The organism is Thiomicrospira sp. R3 (assembly GCF_029581415.1).
Lineage (GTDB): Bacteria > Pseudomonadota > Gammaproteobacteria > Thiomicrospirales > Thiomicrospiraceae > Thiomicrospira.
Window position 1 is genome coordinate 86709 of sequence record NZ_CP121121.1, and the last position, 21739, is coordinate 108447.

Sequence of the window (21739 nt, forward strand, 5' to 3'; positions counted from 1 at the left end):
TAGATTATTTAGCATTACAATCTCGCATCCGCGTCTTTCAAAATACCCTTCACATCAAAAATTACTTGTGAGTCATACTGACGCAAGTTTAAATCCGCAAATTGGTCATGCGACACCGCTAGCACAATCGCGCCGTATTCAGCAAAGTTCGGCAAGCTATCTTTGGATAAAGTCGATACACCATATTCGTGTTCTACTTCAGCCGCATCCGCCCAAGGATCGTAAATATCAACCTGGGTACCAAAATCCTTTAGCTCGTTAATCACATCAATGACTTTTGAGTTACGAATATCTGGGCAATTTTCTTTAAAGGTAATCCCCAGCATCAAAACCTTAGTGCCTTCGATTTTCTGACCTTTTTTAATCATTAACTTAATCACTTGGTTGGCCACATAAATCCCCATATTGTCATTCAAGCGACGCCCTGCCAAGATGATTTCGGGGTTGTAACCCAATTCTTGTGCCTTGTGGGTTAAATAATACGGATCGACCCCAATACAATGTCCACCCACCAGGCCTGGTCTAAATGGCAAGAAATTCCATTTTGTGCCTGCAGCTTCTAACACCGCGTTAGTATCAATCCCCATTTTGTTAAAAATTACCGCCAACTCATTCACAAACGCAATATTCACATCGCGTTGTGAGTTTTCAATCACTTTGGCCGCTTCGGCCACTTTCATAGTTGGTGCTAAATGGGTGCCTGCTGTAATCACTTCACGATACAGCGCATCCACTTTCAAACCAATCTCTGGTGTAGAACCCGACGTCACCTTTTTAATTTTGGTTACGGTATGAACCTTATCCCCTGGATTAATCCGCTCTGGCGAATATCCACAGAAAAAATCTTTATTAAACGTTAAACCAGAAAACCGCTCTAACACCGGCACACAATCTTCTTCAGTAGCCCCCGGATAAACCGTCGATTCATAAATCACGATATCGTCTTTCTTAAGAACCTTGCCAACCGACTCTGATGCTTTAATCAAGGGGGTTAAGTCAGGGCGTTTGTTTTTATCAATCGGTGTGGGCACGGTAACCACATACACATTACAATCACGAATCTCTTCTAAATTCGCCGTAGAATAAAAACCAAAATCTTTATTTACCCGAGCAAGGTATTCATCCTCAATCTCAAACGTGCGATCATGCCCGGCATTTAACTCATCCACGCGCCACTGCGCAATATCAAAGCCAATAGTGGTAAATTTTTGCGCGAACTCCACCGCCAACGGCAAACCTACATACCCCAAGCCAATTACTGCAATTTTATAATCAGACATTTTTAATACTCCAAAATCAAACTTTAAAAACTATACCTTAAAAAACGCACGATACCATGCTACAAAATTATCAATCCCCTGTTGCACAGGCGTTGCAGGCTTGTAATCCATATCACGCACAAGGTCATCCACATTGGCATAGGTCGCGGGTACATCGCCGGCTTGCAAAGGCAACAACTGCTTTTCAATCGTTTTGCCGAGTGCTTTTTCAATCGCTTCAATAAAATCCATGAGCTTCACCGGATTATTATTGCCAATGTTATACACCTTATAAGGCGCAGATGAAGAAGACGGAGCAGGCGCTTTACCTGACCAGGCCTGGTCAGCTTTAGCCGGATTATCAATCACACGTGTAATGCCTTCGACAATATCATCCACATAAGTAAAGTCGCGCAGCATTTCGCCATTATTAAACACCTTAATTGGCTTGCCTTCCAATGCCGCCTTGGTAAACAAAAACAACGCCATATCTGGTCGACCCCACGGACCATACACGGTAAAGAACCGCAAACCGGTGGTTGAAATGCCATACAAATGCGAATAAGTGTGCGCCATCAACTCGTTTGCTTTTTTAGAAGCCGCATACAAACTCATCGGATGATCAACATTATCCGAGGTAGAAAACGGATAAGACTCATTTAACCCATACACCGACGAACTAGATGCATAAGCCAAATTATTCACGCCAAAATGCCGACAGGCTTCCAAGATATTAATAAACCCAACAATATTAGCATCAATATACGCCTGTGGGTTTTCAATCGAATAACGCACTCCTGCCTGAGCGGCCAAATTAACAACGGCATCAAATTGTTGAGCTTTAAACAACGCATCTACATTCGCTTTATCTTCTAACTGCAACTGAATAAAACGATAATTGCCGTGCTTGCATGATTGAACCAACGTGTTATAAGCAATATCCGCTTGCGCAACCCCCGCATAATCCAAACGACCATACTTTACCCGCACATCGTAATAATCGTTAATTGAATCTAACCCAACCACCTCATCACCTCGCGCAATCAACTTATTAGCGAGATGAAACCCAATAAAACCAGCCGTGCCGGTGATTAAAATTTTCAAAACAAAGCCTCCATAACTGGTGATGTCAAATACTCAAATTCCCTTTTCTGCCAATAGCCACTCTCGACATATCTTTTGGAACATCTGAGCTTAAAAATAACACTTAGTCAGCAAACACATAAACAACGTGCCCTTGTTCTACTAAATAACGTTTAAATTCTTTACGAAAAATTAAAAAACCAGGTGACGCATTTTGAGAAATAAGACAGATTTTCATTAACTAATCCATACCCGATGATAAGCAAATACCATCTTTTCTATACTAAAATTATTAACTATGCGTTCGCGGCACGATTGTTTTCGCAACAACCAGGCCTGGTGGTTAGTTTGTTTTTCATCGATGGCTTGCAAAATAGCATTCGCCAAGGCTTGCGGATCTTTAGGTGGCACAACCCAACCCGTTTGTCCCACAATCACCGCCGCATCGCCCACATCTGTTGTCACACAAGGTGTGCCGCACGCCATGGCTTCGGCCAATACATTAGGAAAAGCTTCACTTCTCGAACTAAGAATAAATAAATCAAAACCATTCATAACCGCATGAATATCTGCCCTTTGGTTAAGTAATAAAATATTAGACACTAAATCAAGCTGGCTTATGGCATCACTCAATGCCCTGTTATGGGTATTTAAGTCGCGCCCAATTAAAGCAAACTTAAATGATGAATTTAGTTTTTTTACCCTTGACAAGGCTTCAAGCAAGCCCATGTGATCTTTTTGCGGGTCAAATCGACCTACCATACCCAAAAGCAAATCATCAGGCTTTACCTTTAGTTCATTCCTAAACTCTGTCTTTAATGCATCATCAGGGTTAAAAAGTGCAAGATCATAGCCGTTGCCAATCACGGTCATTTTTGAACGTTTATAGCCTAACTCTGCATGGACTTTAACGGACTCTTGCGCACAGCACACAATACCTTTGGGCACAAAACCACTCAATCGCGCACACACCTTAGCAATGATAATGGTTGATTTTTTAGACTTGCCTGGCTCAAGCGTAGTATGGCGTATATTCCAAAATACATTGCGCACTCCTGCCAAACGTGCAATTACGCCACCTATCAAATCAGCATGATACATCCAAGTTTGCACCACATCAGGCTTAAGACGACGCAATAATTTAAACAGCGTGAGCAAGCCCGCCAACTTAACCCGTCCGGCTGGCATATTTAAGCAATGCACCTCAACGCCTAGCGCTTGTAACAAAGGGCCATACTTGCCCTCGTCCATTAACGAAACAACAATATGCTGATGCGCAGAATCAAATTTGCAAAGGCGATATAAAACACCTTCCGCTCCGCCATTATTTAAACCCGTGATTATGTGTAATATCTTCATTAAATACCTGTTCCCCAGCCTAACCAAGGTTGATTTAACCTCAATAACCAGCTCAGTAGCATAAAAAGCACAAAAGCTCCAACAAATGCACTTCTGCGCCAAGCGGTCAAACCTAAACTCGCCAACAAAACAATTACTACAGTACTTTCAAAGATACGTCCAGTCACTTCAATTAAAAAGTAAGTGGTTAAATAAAAAGCAAGTACCGTTATTGCAAATGCATTTTCTCTGGTAAAGCTACGACCTTGCAACCAATATAAAACAAAGACGCCCAGCCAAAACAAAAATCCTAAACCGCTTACTTCAGTAGAATTAAATTCATACTCATTAGCTTGTCGCGCTCCAACTAAACCAGCTATAAAACCTAAACCTAAACCCAAAACTAGACCTAAGGCCACCACTGCAATTGTTCTTACATCAATTGCAAATTTTAAGTTTTTAAGAACAGAAGTATAAGCAAGTAAAAAAATTACAAAAAAGAAACTGGCATGAATTAATGGCGTTAATCCAAATAAAAACCAACGCCAAGGTTTTGAAAGGGTAAACCAGGCTAATAAAAAGATAGAAATAGCCAAACCTTGTCGCAAATGAACTACATATTTACCTATAAATTGCGGGAATATAAGTATAAAGAGTAAAAAAATAAAATACTTTGGGTTAACTTTTAGGGTTAGGTAGGATGAAATAAAAGCAGAGAAAAATATGATTACTGCAACAACGTTCTCTGATGATAAAAACAGATTTAAAACAATATTAATAGCAAGCCAAACCGGTTCGTTAGTAAAGAACGAAAGCACACCTCCAGATATATAACGCAAAACAATAATATCTGAACTAGAAGCATAGGTGAGATAATTGACTCTATCCTTTATAGAATCATCCATTGGTATCAAATAAACCAAAGTTGCTGCATACAATAAAGCTATCAGAAAGCTTACATAACGATAATAAGCATTTGTTTTGTAGGAGGTTAAGGGTTGCTTTAATCCATGTGTCATATGCGTTGGCTCAGCAAATTTCCATACTCGAATATAGCACTCTCAACGGAAAAACTTTTTGATGAAGCAGATACTATTTTAGGTTGAAAATCTGTTTTTAAAAGTTTATTAAGTTTGTCTATCAACTGTTCTTTATCCTTATCATTTACCAAATATCCGTTTATTCCATCTTGAACGATTTCACTCGGGCCACTGGGGCAATCAAAAGCTACTACAGGCGTGCCAAGCGTGATGGACTCTATGAGCACATTAGGAAAGCCTTCATAAACGGAAGTTAATAAGGTGGCGCGTGCTTTAAAATAGTATGGAATCATATCTTTTTGAAAACCCTCAAAATCCACTCTGTCTGCCACGCCAAAATCTATTGCACATTGTTTTAAATCCTGCTCCAAACTACCCTGCCCGACAATTTTCAATCGTAAGTTAGGGAAATTTTTAGCAACGCCCGCAAAACCTTCTATCGCATAATGAAAGGCTTTTTGTGGCTCTAAACGCCCTACACACAGTAAATAATCTTCTTTTTTCACCTTTAAAAAATCAATGTCTTTCGCCGCATCTTCGACAATCTGATTTACTGGGTTGTAAATAACGCTGGTTTTACCTTTAAGAGCAGGATACAACGCCAACAAATCGGCTTCCATGCCTTGGCACTGGTTAATCACATGTTCCACCTTACAATAAAGCGAATCAATCAAACGCTGCACCACCTGCTTGCGCCAAAAGCCTTGGGCAATCTGGCGCTCTTGGGAAAGTGTATTGATATTTCTAGCGATGATTTTAACGGGCTGGCGTGTTAATCTACGTATCAACACCAACAACACGGCCAATTCATAGTTAAAAACCAATACCTTTTCAGGCTGATTCGCTTTTAAATACCTACGAATTGGGTTAAACGCATAACGTGCGTGATTCACACCCAAGGCCACCAGATTCACCTTATCGGACACACGATCATGATAAGCCGCATTATTTAAATGCAACACCACCAAATCCACCTGCCACCCTCTACTAGCCAGTCCATTAGCAATATTCACACACACCGCCTCGGCACCACCCCCAGCGAGCGAGCTGATTAAGAAAGTTGCTTTTTTCATCTACGAGCATCTCGCAAATGAAGAAGTAAGCCGAGTGGTGAACATAACAATACAAGCCCCCCGGTGTTCGTCAAGATAGTTGTCGTGTTTTTCATCCCATTTTATCCATTCACCCGTTCAAGATTATCCGGGTTTAACGCCACAGCGCCTATCGGTGTCCAGTTTCGCACCTTAGATCGCCAGCGTGCTGGGTTTTTTGCCTTTGCTTGTTCATAAACCTGCGCTCGCTTGGTAAGTATCTGTTTATCCTCACCCCGATAACGCTGCCCTGGCGTCACAAACTTGAGCCGACTGTGCAGGTGCTGCTCGTTGTACCAGCCCATAAAGCTTTGTACCCAACGACGTGCATGCTCAATATCACTAAACCCCTTTGTAGGCCAATTAGGCACGTATTTGAGTGTTCTAAAGAACGATTCAATATAGGCGTTGTCATTGCTAACCCGAGGACGGCTAAACGATTGTTGAATCCCCAGTGATTCAAGCTTGGCCCGCAGCGTCATGCTTTTCATGATACTGCCATTGTCACTATGAAGTACCGGCTTGGGTGCACCACATAACTTATGCTTAATAACCGCTTGATTCATCAGCTCAGCCGCGTTGTGACCCGTCTCGGCGGCATGCACTTCCCAACTTACACCGTAGCGACTATAGAGGTCACTCACCATGTACAGATAGAAGTATTGCCCCTTCACTTGACTGGGTAACCAGGTAACATCCCACATCCACACTTGATTGGGTGCAAAGGCGTGATGGGTCACCGGCTGGCGTGGTTTTTTTGCAACTTTAGCACGTCCTCGGTGATGGAGCTGGTCATGAGCTTTGAGAACACGGTAAAAGCTCGATTCACTGGCCAGATATTGCCCCTTATCCGCCAATAGCGGCACGATTTTTGAAGGCGGCAGACTGGCATAGTCAGGCTGGTTCACTGTTTCAATGATCAATAAACGCTCTTGTTCGCTCAGCGCATGGGATGGACGCAACCGCACAGCAATGGGACGCTGGTCAAACGCTAAGTAGCCTTTACCCTTGGGATACCAGCGCTGTAGGGTGCGCATAGATAGTCCCAGGCATTGACAGGCGGCGCTACGCCGTGCCCCTTCACGAACGGATTGTTCTATCAGGTCAATAATCTCTTGGCGCTGCTGAGGGGTGGTCATAATGCCTCGTCCCCCAGCAGCGCGCGGTACTTTTTTTGTAGTACCAACAGTGCGGCCGCTTCAGCCAGTGCTTTTTCTTTGCGACTGAGCTCGGTTTGCAGTTCTTTAATTTTAGCGTGCGCTTGTTTGAGGTCGCTATTGGCGTGTGAGGCTTGGGTAGTGAACTCGTCTTTCCACTGCTTGAGCTGTTCAATAAACAGGCCTTTTTGGCGGCAGTACTCACTGGTTTCAAGCTGGTTCATTGAGGCGGTTTCAATAATGACCGCCAACTTGGCTTCATTAGACCAATGCTGTGCGTTATGCGCTTGACTACCGGGCACGGCTAAACCTTGCTGTTTGGCGTGTCCCATCCATTTATACAGCGTGGATTTGCTAATCTGCTCTTGTTGCGCAATCAATGACACCGGTTGATTGTGCGGTGGCAATAGTTTTTTGAGTATCGCTTCTTTTCTTTGTGTATTTACGTGCGTCATTTTACGTCCTAATCCGCCTACCTGTCTCGTTTACTAAAAGCGACAACTATTGTGACACAGGGGGCCCCCCCCCATTAACTGATTATTTTCGAGTCGAAGTTTGTATTTTTCTTTTATCGTTTTGGGTACACCTAGTCTAAAGCGCGTGAAGTTTGCTGCTGCTTTAATAAAACTCAAAGGACTGTAAAAAAAATATTTCAACTCATTTTCTAAAACCATTTTCGATAATAAAAAAGCTCCATGCGCATTTCTTTTATCGTAACCGCTGTTAGTTATACTATCGCATTCATCAACATAATACGTTCTTAATGTTTTGTTAATAAAAACCCCATTATATTTTTTTGCAATAGGTGTCCAAATTACACTTTCAGGCACATGCCCTTCTATTTCTGGAAAGGGGTAATGTTTTAGTATAGATGTTCTTATGCAGCCCCATTTTTCGCCACTAATATGGTATTTGTATCGCATTTCCAAACCATTCGTTATCCAATTATCTTGGGAGAACTCATCACCGATCACATTGCCCTGCTCGTCCTTACACAGACAAACAACCCCGGAAAGTGTTTGCTGAATGTTTGAAGGTTGGGTCTCATACGCAACTTTAAAAATTTCTAGAGTATCGCAATCAAAGGTATCATCAGAGTCAGCTGGAATAAATAAAAAACCTTTAGCTTCTTTTACTCCATGGTTAAATGCAATTTTTTTATGACCGTTAGGTTGCCATATATACCTGATAAGCATAATGCCTTCCGATATGTATGAATCTACCACTTCTTTAGTATTATCCGTCGATCCATCATCAACAATTAACCATTCAAAATCTTTAAATGTCTGTTCCTTTAGCGAATCATAGACACGGTGCAAACGATCAGCACGATTATAGGTAGGCGTAAATACAGTAAAATAAGGTTTCGCTACATCCATTTTTCTCTCCACATTTCAAACATGAGTAAAAACCATAGCTGATTGATATTGGTTTGTTGGCCGTTTAAATATTGATCTCTTATTTTTACAACCAGGCCTGGTTGAAATATTCCAGCTTCGGCAAGACGTTGTTCATCTAAATAGATCATTAAATAGTCTTTTAGTTCATCTTTAAACCAATCAAATATAGGCACGCCAAAGCCCATTTTAGGGCGATCCATGATTTCTTTTGGCAAATACTTATGTGTGATTTCTTTTAACAGGTATTTTTTATTGCCATTACGAATTTTTAGGTTTGGGTCTAGTTTTGCGACAAAATTGATAATGTTAAAATCCAATAATGGCTCGCGCCCTTCTAGGCTAACTGACATAGTCGCTCTATCTACTTTGGTAAGAATGTCGTCGAGCTGATAGGTTTTGTAGTCTATAGCAAGTAATTTGTCTAAATCGGTTAAGCTGGAATTAAGGCTTAAAAACTCATCAAATCCAGTCAATACTTTGCCCGTATCCCGTTTTAAAATCCTCTTCAATTCAATATCTGAAAATGTCTTACTTAAACCTGACATAGCCATGACTGGATTCTTCGATTCTAGCAACTGCGCCAAACGAATAATCCGGGTTGATAGTTTTGGAATTGATCTCAACCCAGGTAAATATGCGACTTTTGAACCAGCTAGTAACTTTGCAGCAAAACTACAAGCCGGGATTTTACTAAACTTAGAATAGATGTTTAAAACGTGATTATACTTATCATACCCACCAAAAACCTCATCCCCGCCGTCTGCGCTGAGCGATACCGTTACGTTTTTACGTGCTAGCTGGCTCACCAAAGTTGTTGGAATGGCCGAGGCGTCGCCAAAGGGTTCATCCCAGATTTCGGGGAGTTTGGGGAGTATCTCAAGCGCGTCTTTTTGTGTGCAATAGTATTCGGTGTGGTCTGTGCCTAGGTGTTCGGCTACTTTTTTGGCATGATGCGCTTCGTTAAATTTTTCTTCGTGGAAGCCGATGGCGAAGGTTTTAAGTTTTTCGGTGCGCTCAGATTGCAATAACGCAGTTACGGCAGATGAATCATAACCACCGCTTAAAAACATACCGACTGGCACATCGGCCACCATACGATATTCGCAGGCCGACTTAAGCAATCGCTCGGTTTCTTCTAGCGCTTCATGCTCTGAGATATCTAATTTTGGCTGATTGTAACAGTCGATAACATCCCAATACTTTTCAATGTTGAGTTGTGAATTTTGAGTGTTGAGTGTTAAAACGTGTCCGGCTTTGAGCTTGTGGGTATGGTTAAAAATGGTGTGTGGTTGTGGAATATAGCCGTATTGTAAAAACAAAGCCAACCCATCGTTATTAAGTTCTTTAACAAATGCAGGATGCTGATGAAAGCTTTTGAGCTCGCTGGCAAACATAAACAAGCCGTCTTTTTGATACCAATACAGCGGTTTAACCCCCGCACGATCACGAATTAGGGTTAAGGTTTGTGCTTGGTTGTCAAAAATTGCTATCGCAAACATCCCGTTGAAATGATGAACCGCCTCGATACCCCATTTGTGATAGGCCTTTAAAATCACCTCAGTATCAGAATGGGATTCAAAGCTGTAGCCCTGCTTTTCAAGCTCAGCGCGAATTTCTTTAAAGTTATACACCTCGCCGTTATAAACCATGGTTAAATGGTTAAACACCATGGGTTGATGGCCGTGATTGGACAAATCCAATATCGACAACCGACGATGCCCCAACCCCACTTGAGAATGCTCAAACGCCTCAAAAAAATAACCACCGTCATCCGGCCCACGATGAAACAACACATCGGTCATTTTTTTCAGGGTTTCTAGATTCGTTTTACGCCCAAAATCCACCAGGCCTGCTATACCGCACATTTAATGTTTACTCCATGTATTTATGTATTGTTGCGCTACTTTTGTATGACCATGCACACCTTCGGCAAACTGGCGACTTTCATAACCAATTTGTTGGATTTCATTTTTTTTCGCTAATAAATTTTCAACTTGCTGAATAATACTTTGTGCGTTTGGCTCTAAATTAATAACTGGACTAGACTCAACCCCTAAACTTATCAAACTTTCAGGTTCTGCTCCACCCAATACAACTTTCCCCATTGCTAAGGCATAAACACCATTCACACCTAATGAATGACTATTCATTTGATCTATCACCACATTGGTTCGTTGCATTAACTGAAGATATTTATCTAATGGCATTTTGCCATCAATCACCAGCTCTAAATCATTAGGGTATTTATTTCTTAAATATTTAAAGGCTTCTTCAACATGCCTTGTGCCTTTAAAACCGTATCGGTTTAAGCCATGAAAAACACCCAATTTTTTGCCTACTCTATTTTCTTGATAAACAACCTTACTCGTATTAATCGGGATGGGGATAGTATTTAAGCGCTTGGGTTGACCTTCATAGCTTTTTTCATACTCATACATTATTGGAATTAATCCATTAGACTTCTCTAACAACCAGCTATTAAACTCCAGCGCCTCTTTTGTATCGAGTTTAAATACATCTGACTTGTGGTCATATTTTAAAAAATCATCAAAAGGACCATATTTTAGTTTTTCCCTTCCGAATCGCCAAAAATATGCATCATCACCTGCACCAGACAAGAAAAATTTTTCGTTTCCTTGAATTATTTTGTTTAAGAAAAAACGCCTTGGAAAAAATTTAGCACCAAAAATAAATGGGTTTACCAGTTGTACCACATCATAGTTAGTTAACTGATTTAATTTGTATAAAGGCTTTAAACGACTATCAATCTTCCGAAGTAGTCCAGAAAAATTTGAATCCAAAGAAATATCACAAGGTACTTTTTTGAATCCATCACCATGCGCAGCAATAACGGCTTCATGACCCAACTCAACAAGACCTTCCTTAAGGTTCATGTGTAGTCCGCTAAACTCACCTAATAACAATATTTTCATCTATCTCTTCTCCTCTTTCACCAGGCCTGGTGGTCTTTTACTTCTGTCCATTGGGTTAGGAAGATGAAGTCTAGGCCTGCGGTTTGGGCGGCTTGGTGGTCGTATTTGCTGTCGCCGTGGAATAAAGCAGGCCTACTTATGTTACCATCAAATATTTTCGCCCGTTTTTCGGTTTTCCAGTAATCTTGGCGCGACAAACAACGCCACCATGCCAAACAAATCAAGCGTTGCAATAATCCCAGCTGCCACGGCACTGTATTGCGCAATCCAGGCTGCGGCGACCAGACCGATGATCGCAATACTTCCGCCAACATATTGACCAAGCCTATCTTTTTGGATCGCGCCTGTTAGCGCTTTTTCATTCATAAAATGGGCATGACTTTGTTCTTTATGCGCCATGTCTAAAATAAGTTTACGAGCATCTTCGGGGTATTGTTTCAGTTGTTCCGGTGGAGGAATAGGCGCTGAAAAACTTTGATGATGTGTTGCCGTCAAAACGAATTCGCTGGGCGCATTTTTAAGTAATAGCGCGAGTTGACTTTGCTGTAATTGAGTCAAGCAACCTTGCTCTAACTTTGCGACAAGCTCGACTATTTGTTCTTGCTGTTGAGCTTGTGCCGCTGTAAGACTTTGTTCGTTCATTTTTCAGCTGCTTTTGTGCGCTCGTACTGAGAAACCGCTGTTTTTAAATATCGACCGGTATTTATCCAATATGAGTTTATACGCAGACCCATACTACCTTTTGGCAAGTACGCCTGATAAGTTTGACTAGGCCAAACTTCAATCTGAGCAAGCCCTCTGAAAAGGCTAAATTTACTTTTTTCCATCGTGTTTACCCCTGCTTAACCAGACATTTTGTAATTATGCCACAAATGGTTTGTTATTGTGTTTCCACCAGCCCTGGTGGTTTCGTAAGCTTACTATACCGACCACCTGAATAACCTACGCCAGCGTGCCCCTAGAATGCGTCATCGGAACAATTAATGACTAAATCATGCACCACTCCATTCGCTTTATACGGCATAGATCATCACGATGAAATACAGGCCATAGTTCACGGCAAAGGAATAACTCATTCCTATGAATCCGTATTGACCCACAAACCAAATCGATAAAAGCACAAAGCTTAGTATGAAGGCAATTTCGATTATGCTGAAATTTTTAGTCATGGCTTATTTAATTAATGTCGTTTGTAAGCGTCAATTAATGAAAATGATGAACAATTCTGAACCTCAATTCCCCTTGACGTTGAAAAAGCTTGAATCAACTCATGTGCTCTAAAGGTATCTGCTGTAGTTTGCCTTAGATGATTATTTTATAACATCATCTAGGTACGAAATAGTGTAACCATTCCAAATAAAGATAAAGCGGAAACTCGCCCGCTAAATCAGATTCAAGCACCAGGCCTGGTTGGTTTGGGGTGTGTTGGTTAATCATGTTACTTTATTCCCCATCCAAAATACTTATTATCCTTCCTGAAGACACGCTTTAATAAGTACAACAAAAAATAAATTAATGCACCTGGTTTTGATAAGTAACCCAAATCCATATTTGAATTTTTTGAAACAATAATAATTTTTTTTGCAATATTATCTATATCGTGATTTTTACTAACGTAGTTGTAAGATTTTTCTGATTCTGCTCGTAAATTAAAATCCCCAACAATATCACTTAAAGTACGCCTATCTGTATGATCATTTTCACAAACATTTATGCCCAAATTACCTTTACTGGCTTGATATAAAAATCTATAGGTATAATTCTCTGGAAATTCTGCAGTTGAAAAATCAGCTAGAATAGTAGGTATACCTAGATTAGCTAAATCTAAAGCGGCTGTGCCCATAGCATAGCCAAGATTGACCTTATTGCATAAAATATCTTGTGCAAGCTTGTCCCCCCAATACCCTTCCTTAAATTCAAGCTGAATTTTTGCGTCCGTTGACCCAATAAAATCAGAAAAACAACTCGCATCATTTGTATAAACAATTACCCTAGCTGTTTTTTTCAAAACAGTTAAGTCGTCCACCATTTTTTTTAAAGGAAACATTTTCCAGTCAACTGCACGACCTATATAGGCTACAACTAATTGTTTATCTGTTATATTCAATAGATTGTTACTTGCCAAAAACATATTGCTAGGTTTTGTGTATACAGGAACAGGCACAATTACATCATCAGACATATCTAGCATAAGTTCATTTTGATGGAAAAAATAAACCTTTTTGCTCCATAAAAAAAACACCGTTTTTATCAGATAAAAGTTTCAAAGCATTCTTTTTAAAAAAAGGGATCTTGAACTTTTTTATTTTTCCAAAACTCTGCCAAGATGGGTAATAAACATCCCAAATGAGAACATTTACGCCTTGTTTTACCTTAAAAAAATGTGGGTAACTTAGCCAAAGTCCACCGGTTAATATGAATGTTTCATTTCCCTTATTGGGAATACTCCAATCGGAGTCATCAAGACTTATATATTCATAACCTGTTACATTTTTTTCATCTAGTTTTTGTTTAACTAAACCAAAACTATAGTCGTACAGCCTAACATTCGCTAGCTCATTATTAACAATATATGGGATCAAATTTATTAACAGCACTTGCACCCCGCCCATCACTCCACTTGTAACAGGGAACATAAATGATATTGTGACTTTGTTATCTTGTTTCAATTTCTCTTCCTCATTCACCAGGCCTGGTGATTTCTATTCATGTTAAAACAATCCGTTATGGGTCAATTTTGCCTTTTCAAATCCCGCGGGTGGGGTTTTAAGCAGTTTGGTTTTTGATTTTAATGATTTACCCACCCCATCGCGCCTAAAATCGAACATATTGAGTTCAAAGGTGTTAATGGCTACTTGGTCGTTGCCGCTTGCGTGGGCAATGAGCCGGTGGTGGTGTTCTTTATAGGGCGCCATGGCATAAGAGCCTCCAAATTCGCCGGTATTTACGAGCACGACAGGTTGATACATGTGATAGTGCAAGGCTTCGACCATGGTATCGAACGAATTCACATCTAAATTAAGCGCAGGTATAAAAAACGCATTGGATTTATCGACCAAATCCGCACTCAGCTTTATATCGGTAGCATCATAGCAAATGGCGCTTGTCAGTTTAAAACCTTCCGCTTGCGCAAACTGTGGATGCAAAAGTTCAAGTACCAGTTGATAGGGTCGCCAAGATTGAATACCCACCTTGCGCTCATCTTTTGTCATGTGCCATTTGCCCTGATAGCGAATCAACTCGTTTTGGTTGCCATTGTGTGTTTTGGGCACAATCCAAACGGCACGGTTAATTGGGCCTTTTATGCCGTGCTGATGCTCAAAGCCCATTCCCGCTAGCACTATTGCGTGGGTTTTTTGCGCAAGCTGTTTAAGAATATCCATATCCTCTGGATGCACGGATAGCTCCGGCCAAATAATTAAATCTATCTGGTGCTTTTTGTTGTCATTATCGGCCACATCGGTTCGCTGGGCTTCGATATGCTTTAACACTAATTGCGAAACTCGTGCTACATGTCTGCGATGTTTTACACGATATTGCGGCGCGTCTAGCAGCAGGCCTGCTTTTGTAAAATCGGCTTTGTGCGGTAGTTTGGATTGCACCATGGCAATAATGATGCTATGCGCAAGTTGGTTTGAATCCACGGTATCAGGCAGTGAAATTCTTCTAAAACCCTTAGCCAATTTAAAAATCAAATCCTGCTCACTATCCCCACAAGTTTGTTCTAAAACTGTATCCATCCGCACGAGCAATAAAACCAACGAAGGATCACGACTCCAAACCGCAATCAACCGCCGCGCCATGCGTTCTTGTAAATAATCCCAATCGCCGGACATGGCTTGATTATGCTCATCCACTTCACGCGCGGTGAAGTGACGAATGGTGCTCAATGTTTTTGAAATTTTATTGGCGGCAAAACGCTGCAAAGTATCATCGCGCACATCAAAAATATTTTTTTCAATATCGGCTAAACGATTGAGCCTGCAATTTTCCCCGTCTTGTTCGGTTTCTTTTTGCGGGCAAATCGACAATAAACTCTCTAATTGCGTGAGCTGATCTTGCGCATCCTCAAAGGACACTGGGCCACTGAGCGCGCTTTGAATTTCGTTCAACTGTTGGGAGATGCCGTCCGTTTTTCCACGATAAATTTTGACCTTGGTTTTGGTATCGTTAATTTGCAGCTTGAGTACAAGTAGTTCTAACTTTTCATTAAACCACTTGTTTATAATTTTTTTAATTTCATCAGCCGGGTTGGGGCGGTTGTCTTTGTATCGTTTAGGCCCTAGCAGCACCAAACGCATATCATCCACATAGCGGCAATAATCAAGAAGTTTGATTTTGCTGTCATCGTTATTATTTAGGTTTTGACCCATTAATCCGGCAAGTTCCGAGTCAAAATCCAACATATAAATATTGGCTAAAAAACCGCCAGCCACTAGGCCTTGGGGAATGCCACTAGGATAATCATCAACCAAGTCGGTTTTGCATACTTCATACAAATTTTGCTGTTCCTTAGCCCAATCCCAGCTGTCAAAAGCATTCAAAACCGAGCGCACGACTCTATTCTCGAAAGTTTTGTTAGCCTCGACTTTGGTGAAACTTTGAATTTTTTCGATCAATTTTTTTCGATCCACACAATCAAAAAACTGGCGCAAATCTAACTCAACCAGGTACACCTCTTCGTCCGGTGCTTTTTCGGTTAAGTGACGATTAGCGAAGAAATAAGGACGTTGAAGGAATTTTTGATAATCTTGGAAAAACTTGCTATAAACCGTGGTCGCGCCATAGCTGTGCTCGGCTTTGCCATCACGATAGGTACAATAGATTCGATTGCCATAGCTGACGATTTTTTTATCGTGAACCTCTTCGTACTCGGTCGCCGGATCACCCTGCTGAGTTTCGACATCATTCGCCAAACACATCATCACCAAAGTCATAATAGTTTGCTCTTTAATGCCTATGTGCGCTAAAGGGCGGAGTTTTACGGGATAGCTATAATTTTTATCCGTTTCACTCTTTTGATCTTGTTTAGACTCTGGGATTACTGGCTGCCAATCAAGGCAAGGCATATTTTTACTTAAAATTCTTGACGGCATAAAATGCCAAACTTGAGTTTTTGGCGCGGGAACCAACTCAAGTGGTTTAAAACAAACACTGCCATCTTTGACATCATTCGCCCAAGATTTACAAGCATCATGCAAATCCAACGCCGATTTATCCAACTCAAAGTTGTCGGCATACCAATTGGTTGAACGGATATAGTGATGCGCTTTCTTCCACGCAATTGCCATCAAATCGTGCTTGATGAGATTTTCATCGTTAAGTTCAAGATGTAATTCTGCTGGTTGCGCTTGGTGCATAAACAATAATCAACTTTGCTAAAAGCATTAAATTTTCTTTAATTAAAATAACCCCATTCGGGCGATTCACCCCGATACCACCCCAACCCCAAAAAGATTCCAGCCTTCGCTGGAATGACGGTGGGGGTTTTCGTCTTCCTGCCTCCATACCGTTATCCTGAACTCTAACCCCGTCATCCTGAACTCTAACCCCGTCATCCTGAACTCTAACCCCGTCATCCTGAACTCTAACCCCGTCATCCTGAACTCTAACCCCGTCATCCTGAACTTGTTTCAGGATCTCCAGCCGACTGTCCGCGCCTTCTATGTTTGCAAATTAACATTCACTTTTCTTTTTATTAAATCGCACACCGATGCTCACTCAGCTTATTACGAAGTTCATTTAACTCGTCTAAGACATATTTTTTATTCTCTAAAAGCTTTAAGGCTTCTTGATTATGCTGGCCTTTGCCAATATTTTTTAAAGACTTTTCTCGAACAAACCTTTTATTATTCTGGTTTCGTTCACTGCTAATATCAAGAAAGCTCTTCAGTTCAGTCGTAACCCTTTCATGGTTTTGCAAAAAATCTTCAAATGAAAAAATAACCAAATCATCTTTTGTTAGATTTTCTGCCATGCGCAATCTAGCGGTATAAAGTTTTTTTGCAATTGAAAAATACCTGTCAGCTGGGTGCATATTCTCAGTACCACCATGGAACCTTGGCCAGGAAACATTCAAATGCCCACCACTATTTACTATATCGGAAAACTGGTCTAATGGATCGCGATGGACAAATATCATCTTGTAAGGTGAAAAAATTTGTGGCCATATATCTTTATGACCAGCATAGGTTTCATCATAAAAAAAAGGGTTCTGATATACAATATGTTTATAGTTTTTATGACCAGAGTCTAGTTTAGGTAGCGTGGATAACCAATTTTGCCAAAAATTAATTTCATCAAATTTTTCACCTGCTTTTAACATGTTTTCATAACGGGATAAATATTTTAAGTAATCTGAATGAAAACGAAAATGCCCGTTATAACTTGGTGACATTCTGGGTTTCATAATATGCTTGGTGTAGCGGCCAACAAGGCTTTTAAATGCCCTTGCCAAACCTTTAATAGATTCTTTTTTTTGATTATTAATTAATTGTAACTTCCTATTAATATCCTTTTCAGCCATCATATCCATTATTCCGCCCTCAAGGCGGGTTACATTAAAATCACCCTTAACAAATGCAAGCTCTTCAAATCCGTCCATCCAATCCAAAATCGCAGTATTTCCAACATACCAACCACCTATATTAATAATATTCATTCAATTAATCCTTTTAAATTTAATTTCATTTCTAATTCTAGATCTTCACACCAGGCCTGGTGGTCTTTTACTTCTGTCCATTGGGTTAGGAAGATGAAGTCTAGGCCTGCGGTTTGGGCGGCTTGGTGGTCGTATTTGCTGTCGCCGAGGAATAGAGCGGGTTGGGTGATATTGTTGTTTTCGATTTCTCTGGCGAGGATGATGTCTTTGGTGTCAGGGCTGCCGAAGATGCCGCCGTTGAAGAAGTGGTCTAAGCCACGGGCTTTAAACACTTCGCGCAATTCTTGTTGATCGCCGCCGGATACAATTAGCCAGTTGGCGTGTTTTGTTTGTTCGCGCAATTCGGCTAAGCCTTCGGCCACTTCACAGGACATTAGAGCTTTTTTAACTTCCTGCGCAAAGTTTTCCAGCAGTTGTTTTAACTCGGTTTGGTCAAGCGGTTTTTTGAGAATCTCGGTGAGCAGGTATTCAAACTTAACAAACCGCGAAATGCCACCGTTTTGCACGTGATAGTCTTTTAAGGCTTGGGCGGGTTCATGCCCATAAACTTTAGCCACATCGTAAAAAGCTTGAGTTTTGATTTTATTAGAATTAAGTACCACGCCATCACAATCAAAAACGAGGGTTAGGTATTTTTTAAGATTGCTTGTCATTTTCTTTTAATTCCATACCTAACTGAAGAGACCTTTGCAAAACCCCGCTATTTCTAAAGTCAAATTCTAAAATTCGACTTTTTTGAATATAGAACTTGCAATTTAGTCCTTTTTTGCTGTTTTACGTCACTTTTATGACGGTTTTTTGCTATTTTGTGCGCATATCCTGTTTTTTTGGATACACGCACCCCTTGAGCCTTAGCTCAGTTGTATGTTTATTGCGCGTTTTAGGTTGTATCCAATACACATGAGTGTTAATTTTGCCGCATTGCGCTTTAGGCCGTTATAGCGGGCTTGTGCCATTCCATAGTGCTGTTTTAATACACCAAAGGTGCGCTCCACGATGTAGCGTACTTCTGAGGCTAATCGGTTGTGTTGCTTTTGTTGTTCGGTGAGCGCTGTATTGCGATAAGCACGGTGCAGGATGTTATTTTTAATCCGCTTGGTTTTGAGTAGTTTGTCGTGCGCTTGGCTTTTGTAGGCACTATCGGCATACACGACTTTTTCGCTGCCCGTTAATAGGGTCTCGAAGGTCTGAGAGTCGTGGCTTGATCCGGTGGTGAAGTCGTTGGTTTTAATGAATCCGTCTTCATCGACATTAATGTGGGCTTTAAAACCGTAGGTCGATGTTTTCTTGCCATTGGAGGCGGTTTTGACATTGTAGCTGGCCTCGGTGTCTTGGGTGTTTTCGCCTTTGGCGTTTTTGTTGGGGCGGTTGTTTTTGGCTTGGATAACACTGGCATCAATAATACTGACTTCACCGGCTTTCATGATCAGGCCTTGTTGGCGCAGCTGATGATTGATGTTTTCAAATAGGGCATTCAATAGGTTGTCTTGTTGTAGGCGTTGGCGAAAACGCTAGATGCTAGCGTGATCAGGTACGCTATCGGTTAAGCTGAGCTGGACAAAGCGACGAAATAATAAATCGCGAGCCAGTTGTTTTTCACAGGCTGGATCGCTGAGGTTGTACCAGGTTTGTAATAATAGGATCTTGAACATGAGTAGTGGTGGGAAGGCACGCTCACCCATTGGGTTGTTATGGATATTGAGCATTAAGGCTTCACACGCTGACCAGTCAATTAGCTCTTCAACTCCATCTAATTCATTGAGTGCCGGATGGGGGCAGATAAGTGCATCAGCGAGTGAGGTCTGTGAGAGGTTTTTCCATGCCATGTGATAAAATCCAGTTATATGTAATAATTGTTTGTTATTTTAACTCTTAATCGCAAAACTTGCAGATTTATAGTGGTTTGGCAAGCTTTTCTCGTGCAAAGGTCTCAACATAAATTAAGATGGTTTATACCTATTAGTGATAAATAGATTTTAGTGCAGCAATAATCTCAGCACCTTTATCAGTTGGTTTATACTCACCATTATCTATTATAAAATACCCATTGTTTACCAATGAGTTGTATCTAAATTTGTCTGATTTCTCAACTGGCATGAATTTAGAATTTTCTGATATTTTTATCATAAACTCATAATCCTCATCGGGAATGTTAAAAATATCCTCCCTGGTCAAACTGGGAGTGTATTCTGTAGCCTGACGGCGTTCTGAAACCTCTTTAGCTAATATTTTCTTCCCAAATTCAACACTTGTATTTCCCACTTGAAATTTTGATATTTTTTCTAAAAGTTCACGTAATTGTTTTTTAAAAAGCAAAAGCAAAGTTAATAAAAAAGCAGGCCATATCGAAGCTTTTAGTATTTCAAGAAAAAAAATTTTCCATTCCATAATCGTTCCTTTAGTAGAGTCTTACAGCCTGTCGTATTTATCTTGTTGCAAGGTTGCTAAATTGCTGGTGGCTTTTAAACCTAACTCTAAACACCAGGCCTGGTGGTCTTTTACTTCTGTCCATTGGGTTAGGAAGATGAAGTCTAGGCCTGCGGTTTGGGCGGCTTGGTGGTCGTATTTGCTGTCGCCGAGGAATAGAGCGGGTTGGGTGATATTGTTGTTTTCGATTTCTCTGGCGAGGATGATGTCTTTGGTGTCAGGGCTGCCGAAGATGCCGCCGTTGAAGAAGTGGTCTAAGCCACGGGCTTTAAACACTTCGCGCAATTCTTGTTGATCGCCGCCGGATACAATTAGCCAGTTGGCGTGTTTTGTTTGTTCGCGCAATTCGGCTAAGCCTTCGGCCACTTCACAGGTCATTAGGGCTTTTTTAACTTCCTGCGCAAAGTTTTCCAGCAGTTGTTTTAACTCGGTTTGGTCAAGCGGTTTTTTGAGAATCTCGGTGAGCAGGTATTCAAACTTAACAAACCGCGAAATGCCACCGTTTTGCACGTGATAGTCTTTTAAGGCTTGGGCGGGTTCATGCCCATAAACTTTAGCCACATCGTAAAAAGCTTGAGTTTTGATTTTATTAGAATTAAGTACCACGCCATCACAATCAAAAACGAGGGTTTGGTATTGTGTGATATTTTTTGTCATGCTCATAATTTGACCAGGCCTGCTTGAACCATCGCTTGCGCAATATTGAAATCATTTTGCCAATCAATATCAAAACCTTGTACTTTATCAAGTGGATAGAGGTAAGGATTTTGACCAATTCGGTCATCTAAACTTCTGTAAATGTCCGCACTAGCCAAAAATACCGCGCTGTTGATTTCATGAATAGGTTTTAACGTTTGTGTTCTTGGCCATTTTTCTTTTTCACGGTCGTAATTTATTGGACCGTTTTGATTCCATAAAAAGGCATGTATTAAGTTAGTAGTCATTAACGAATCAAAACCATTTCTTTTCTCTGCATAGTATTTTTCAATGATTTGGTCATAAGCTTGGGAGGTTAAAAACGGTGATGTGACGTGCGTCCATAATATCTCACCTTCTTTAATCAAATCTAACGCATGCGTGACAAGTTGATCGGTGCTAGTTCGGCTTGAAGACAATTCCTCTAGACGTTTATGTATAATAATTTTTGGGTTATTTAAACTGCCAGCATAGTCGAGGATTTCATCATCATTGGTGCTAAGGTATACAGCTTTTATGTTTTGGGCTTCAATTAATTGATTGAGCTTTATCTCTATTAACCCATTTTTAAACCCTGCAAACGGCTTAATATTCTTTTTTGGTACGCGCTCACTACCCTTACGACAAGGTAAAAATACATTTATGTTTTTCATA

Annotated in this window: 19 protein-coding genes and 1 pseudogene; all 20 read right to left on the reverse strand. The window is 40.7% G+C overall.

Going from position 1 to position 21739, the window contains the following annotated elements:
• Positions 1–14 precede the first annotated feature (14 nt).
• The 20 genes and pseudogenes from P8S55_RS00410 to P8S55_RS00505 all read right to left on the reverse strand — a co-directional run bounded on the left by P8S55_RS00410 (position 15) and on the right by P8S55_RS00505 (position 21738).
• Positions 15–1280, reverse strand: a complete 1266-nt coding sequence (locus P8S55_RS00410; RefSeq protein ID WP_289224331.1) for a nucleotide sugar dehydrogenase — start codon at positions 1278–1280, stop codon at positions 15–17.
• A 30-nt stretch (positions 1281–1310) separates the two neighbouring features.
• A complete protein-coding gene (locus P8S55_RS00415; RefSeq protein WP_289224332.1) occupies positions 1311–2363 on the reverse strand; it encodes an NAD-dependent epimerase in 1053 nt (350 codons plus the stop codon).
• Between the two features lie 216 nt (positions 2364–2579).
• A complete protein-coding gene (locus tag P8S55_RS00420; RefSeq protein WP_289224333.1) occupies positions 2580–3701 on the reverse strand; it encodes a glycosyltransferase family 4 protein in 1122 nt (373 codons plus the stop codon).
• Positions 3701–4699: an EpsG family protein gene (locus tag P8S55_RS00425; protein WP_289224334.1), complete on the reverse strand. Its 999-nt coding sequence runs from the start codon at positions 4697–4699 to the stop codon at positions 3701–3703. The genes P8S55_RS00420 and P8S55_RS00425 overlap by 1 nt, the downstream gene beginning before the upstream one ends.
• Positions 4696–5793: a glycosyltransferase gene (locus tag P8S55_RS00430; protein WP_289224335.1), complete on the reverse strand. Its 1098-nt coding sequence runs from the start codon at positions 5791–5793 to the stop codon at positions 4696–4698. Before P8S55_RS00430 ends, P8S55_RS00425 begins: the two co-directional genes overlap by 4 nt.
• A 101-nt stretch (positions 5794–5894) precedes the next feature.
• Positions 5895–7423, reverse strand: a protein-coding gene (locus P8S55_RS00435; protein ID WP_503010344.1) for an IS3 family transposase whose coding sequence is annotated in 2 segments (ribosomal slippage) — positions 5895–6988 and positions 6988–7423 — 1530 coding nt in all. Because the reading frame shifts where the segments join, the coding sequence is not laid out codon by codon here.
• Positions 7424–7456: 33 nt separating this feature from the next.
• Complete coding sequence (locus tag P8S55_RS00440; RefSeq protein WP_289224336.1) at positions 7457–8347, reverse strand: glycosyltransferase family A protein; 891 nt, start codon at positions 8345–8347, stop codon at positions 7457–7459.
• Positions 8338–10233 (reverse strand): asparagine synthase (glutamine-hydrolyzing), encoded by a 1896-nt coding sequence (asnB, locus tag P8S55_RS00445; protein ID WP_289224337.1) that lies wholly within the window; start codon positions 10231–10233, stop codon positions 8338–8340. The genes P8S55_RS00440 and asnB overlap by 10 nt, the downstream gene beginning before the upstream one ends.
• Positions 10234–11301 (reverse strand): hypothetical protein, encoded by a 1068-nt coding sequence (locus P8S55_RS00450; RefSeq protein ID WP_289224338.1) that lies wholly within the window; start codon positions 11299–11301, stop codon positions 10234–10236. It lies immediately after the preceding gene.
• A gap of 147 nt (positions 11302–11448) precedes the next feature.
• Positions 11449–11943: a DUF2335 domain-containing protein gene (locus tag P8S55_RS00455; RefSeq protein ID WP_289224339.1), complete on the reverse strand. Its 495-nt coding sequence runs from the start codon at positions 11941–11943 to the stop codon at positions 11449–11451.
• Positions 11940–12128 carry a hypothetical protein gene (locus P8S55_RS00460; RefSeq protein ID WP_289224340.1) on the reverse strand — a complete coding sequence of 63 codons (189 nt, stop codon included), beginning with the start codon at positions 12126–12128 and terminating at the stop codon, positions 11940–11942. The genes P8S55_RS00455 and P8S55_RS00460 overlap by 4 nt, the downstream gene beginning before the upstream one ends.
• A gap of 611 nt (positions 12129–12739) precedes the next feature.
• The gene (locus P8S55_RS00465) at positions 12740–13483 is read right to left on the reverse strand and encodes a hypothetical protein (RefSeq protein ID WP_289224341.1); all 744 of its coding nucleotides are present in this window, start codon (positions 13481–13483) and stop codon (positions 12740–12742) included.
• Between the two features lie 13 nt (positions 13484–13496).
• On the reverse strand, positions 13497–13970 hold the full coding sequence (locus P8S55_RS00470) for a hypothetical protein (RefSeq protein WP_289224342.1): 474 nt from the start codon (positions 13968–13970) through the stop codon (positions 13497–13499).
• A 42-nt stretch (positions 13971–14012) separates the two neighbouring features.
• Entirely contained in the window at positions 14013–16661 is a 2649-nt protein-coding gene (locus P8S55_RS00475) for a reverse transcriptase domain-containing protein (protein ID WP_289224343.1), read from the reverse strand.
• Between the two features lie 338 nt (positions 16662–16999).
• A complete protein-coding gene (locus tag P8S55_RS00480; RefSeq protein ID WP_289224344.1) occupies positions 17000–17962 on the reverse strand; it encodes a sulfotransferase family protein in 963 nt (320 codons plus the stop codon).
• Positions 17959–18615 (reverse strand): HAD family hydrolase, encoded by a 657-nt coding sequence (locus P8S55_RS00485; protein ID WP_289224345.1) that lies wholly within the window; start codon positions 18613–18615, stop codon positions 17959–17961. The genes P8S55_RS00480 and P8S55_RS00485 overlap by 4 nt, the downstream gene beginning before the upstream one ends.
• Positions 18616–18813: 198 nt before the next feature.
• Positions 18814–19788: pseudogene (locus P8S55_RS00490) on the reverse strand (IS5 family transposase).
• A 133-nt stretch (positions 19789–19921) separates the two neighbouring features.
• Complete coding sequence (locus tag P8S55_RS00495; RefSeq protein ID WP_289224346.1) at positions 19922–20350, reverse strand: hypothetical protein; 429 nt, start codon at positions 20348–20350, stop codon at positions 19922–19924.
• A gap of 21 nt (positions 20351–20371) precedes the next feature.
• Positions 20372–21052 carry an HAD family hydrolase gene (locus P8S55_RS00500; protein ID WP_289224347.1) on the reverse strand — a complete coding sequence of 227 codons (681 nt, stop codon included), beginning with the start codon at positions 21050–21052 and terminating at the stop codon, positions 20372–20374.
• Entirely contained in the window at positions 21049–21738 is a 690-nt protein-coding gene (locus tag P8S55_RS00505) for an acylneuraminate cytidylyltransferase family protein (protein WP_289224348.1), read from the reverse strand. Before P8S55_RS00505 ends, P8S55_RS00500 begins: the two co-directional genes overlap by 4 nt.
• Between the last annotated feature and the right edge of the window lies 1 nt (position 21739).

Excerpts from the sequence above, each read along its gene's own strand:
- P8S55_RS00410 (WP_289224331.1), bottom strand. The coding sequence starts at position 1,280 with ATGTCTGATTATAAAATTGCAGTAATTGGCTTGGGGTATGTAGGTTTG.
- P8S55_RS00420 (WP_289224333.1), bottom strand. The coding sequence starts at position 3,701 with ATGAAGATATTACACATAATCACGGGTTTAAATAATGGCGGAGCGGAA.
- P8S55_RS00425 (WP_289224334.1), bottom strand. The coding sequence starts at position 4,699 with ATGACACATGGATTAAAGCAACCCTTAACCTCCTACAAAACAAATGCT.
- P8S55_RS00430 (WP_289224335.1), bottom strand. The coding sequence starts at position 5,793 with ATGAAAAAAGCAACTTTCTTAATCAGCTCGCTCGCTGGGGGTGGTGCC.
- P8S55_RS00440 (WP_289224336.1), bottom strand. The coding sequence starts at position 8,347 with ATGGATGTAGCGAAACCTTATTTTACTGTATTTACGCCTACCTATAAT.
- asnB (WP_289224337.1), bottom strand. The coding sequence starts at position 10,233 with ATGTGCGGTATAGCAGGCCTGGTGGATTTTGGGCGTAAAACGAATCTA.
- P8S55_RS00450 (WP_289224338.1), bottom strand. The coding sequence starts at position 11,301 with ATGAAAATATTGTTATTAGGTGAGTTTAGCGGACTACACATGAACCTT.
- P8S55_RS00455 (WP_289224339.1), bottom strand. The coding sequence starts at position 11,943 with ATGAACGAACAAAGTCTTACAGCGGCACAAGCTCAACAGCAAGAACAA.
- P8S55_RS00460 (WP_289224340.1), bottom strand. The coding sequence starts at position 12,128 with ATGGAAAAAAGTAAATTTAGCCTTTTCAGAGGGCTTGCTCAGATTGAA.
- P8S55_RS00465 (WP_289224341.1), bottom strand. The coding sequence starts at position 13,483 with ATGTCTGATGATGTAATTGTGCCTGTTCCTGTATACACAAAACCTAGC.
- P8S55_RS00475 (WP_289224343.1), bottom strand. The coding sequence starts at position 16,661 with ATGCACCAAGCGCAACCAGCAGAATTACATCTTGAACTTAACGATGAA.
- P8S55_RS00480 (WP_289224344.1), bottom strand. The coding sequence starts at position 17,962 with ATGAATATTATTAATATAGGTGGTTGGTATGTTGGAAATACTGCGATT.
- P8S55_RS00485 (WP_289224345.1), bottom strand. The coding sequence starts at position 18,615 with ATGACAAGCAATCTTAAAAAATACCTAACCCTCGTTTTTGATTGTGAT.
- P8S55_RS00495 (WP_289224346.1), bottom strand. The coding sequence starts at position 20,350 with ATGGAATGGAAAATTTTTTTTCTTGAAATACTAAAAGCTTCGATATGG.
- P8S55_RS00500 (WP_289224347.1), bottom strand. The coding sequence starts at position 21,052 with ATGAGCATGACAAAAAATATCACACAATACCAAACCCTCGTTTTTGAT.
- P8S55_RS00505 (WP_289224348.1), bottom strand. The coding sequence starts at position 21,738 with ATGAAAAACATAAATGTATTTTTACCTTGTCGTAAGGGTAGTGAGCGC.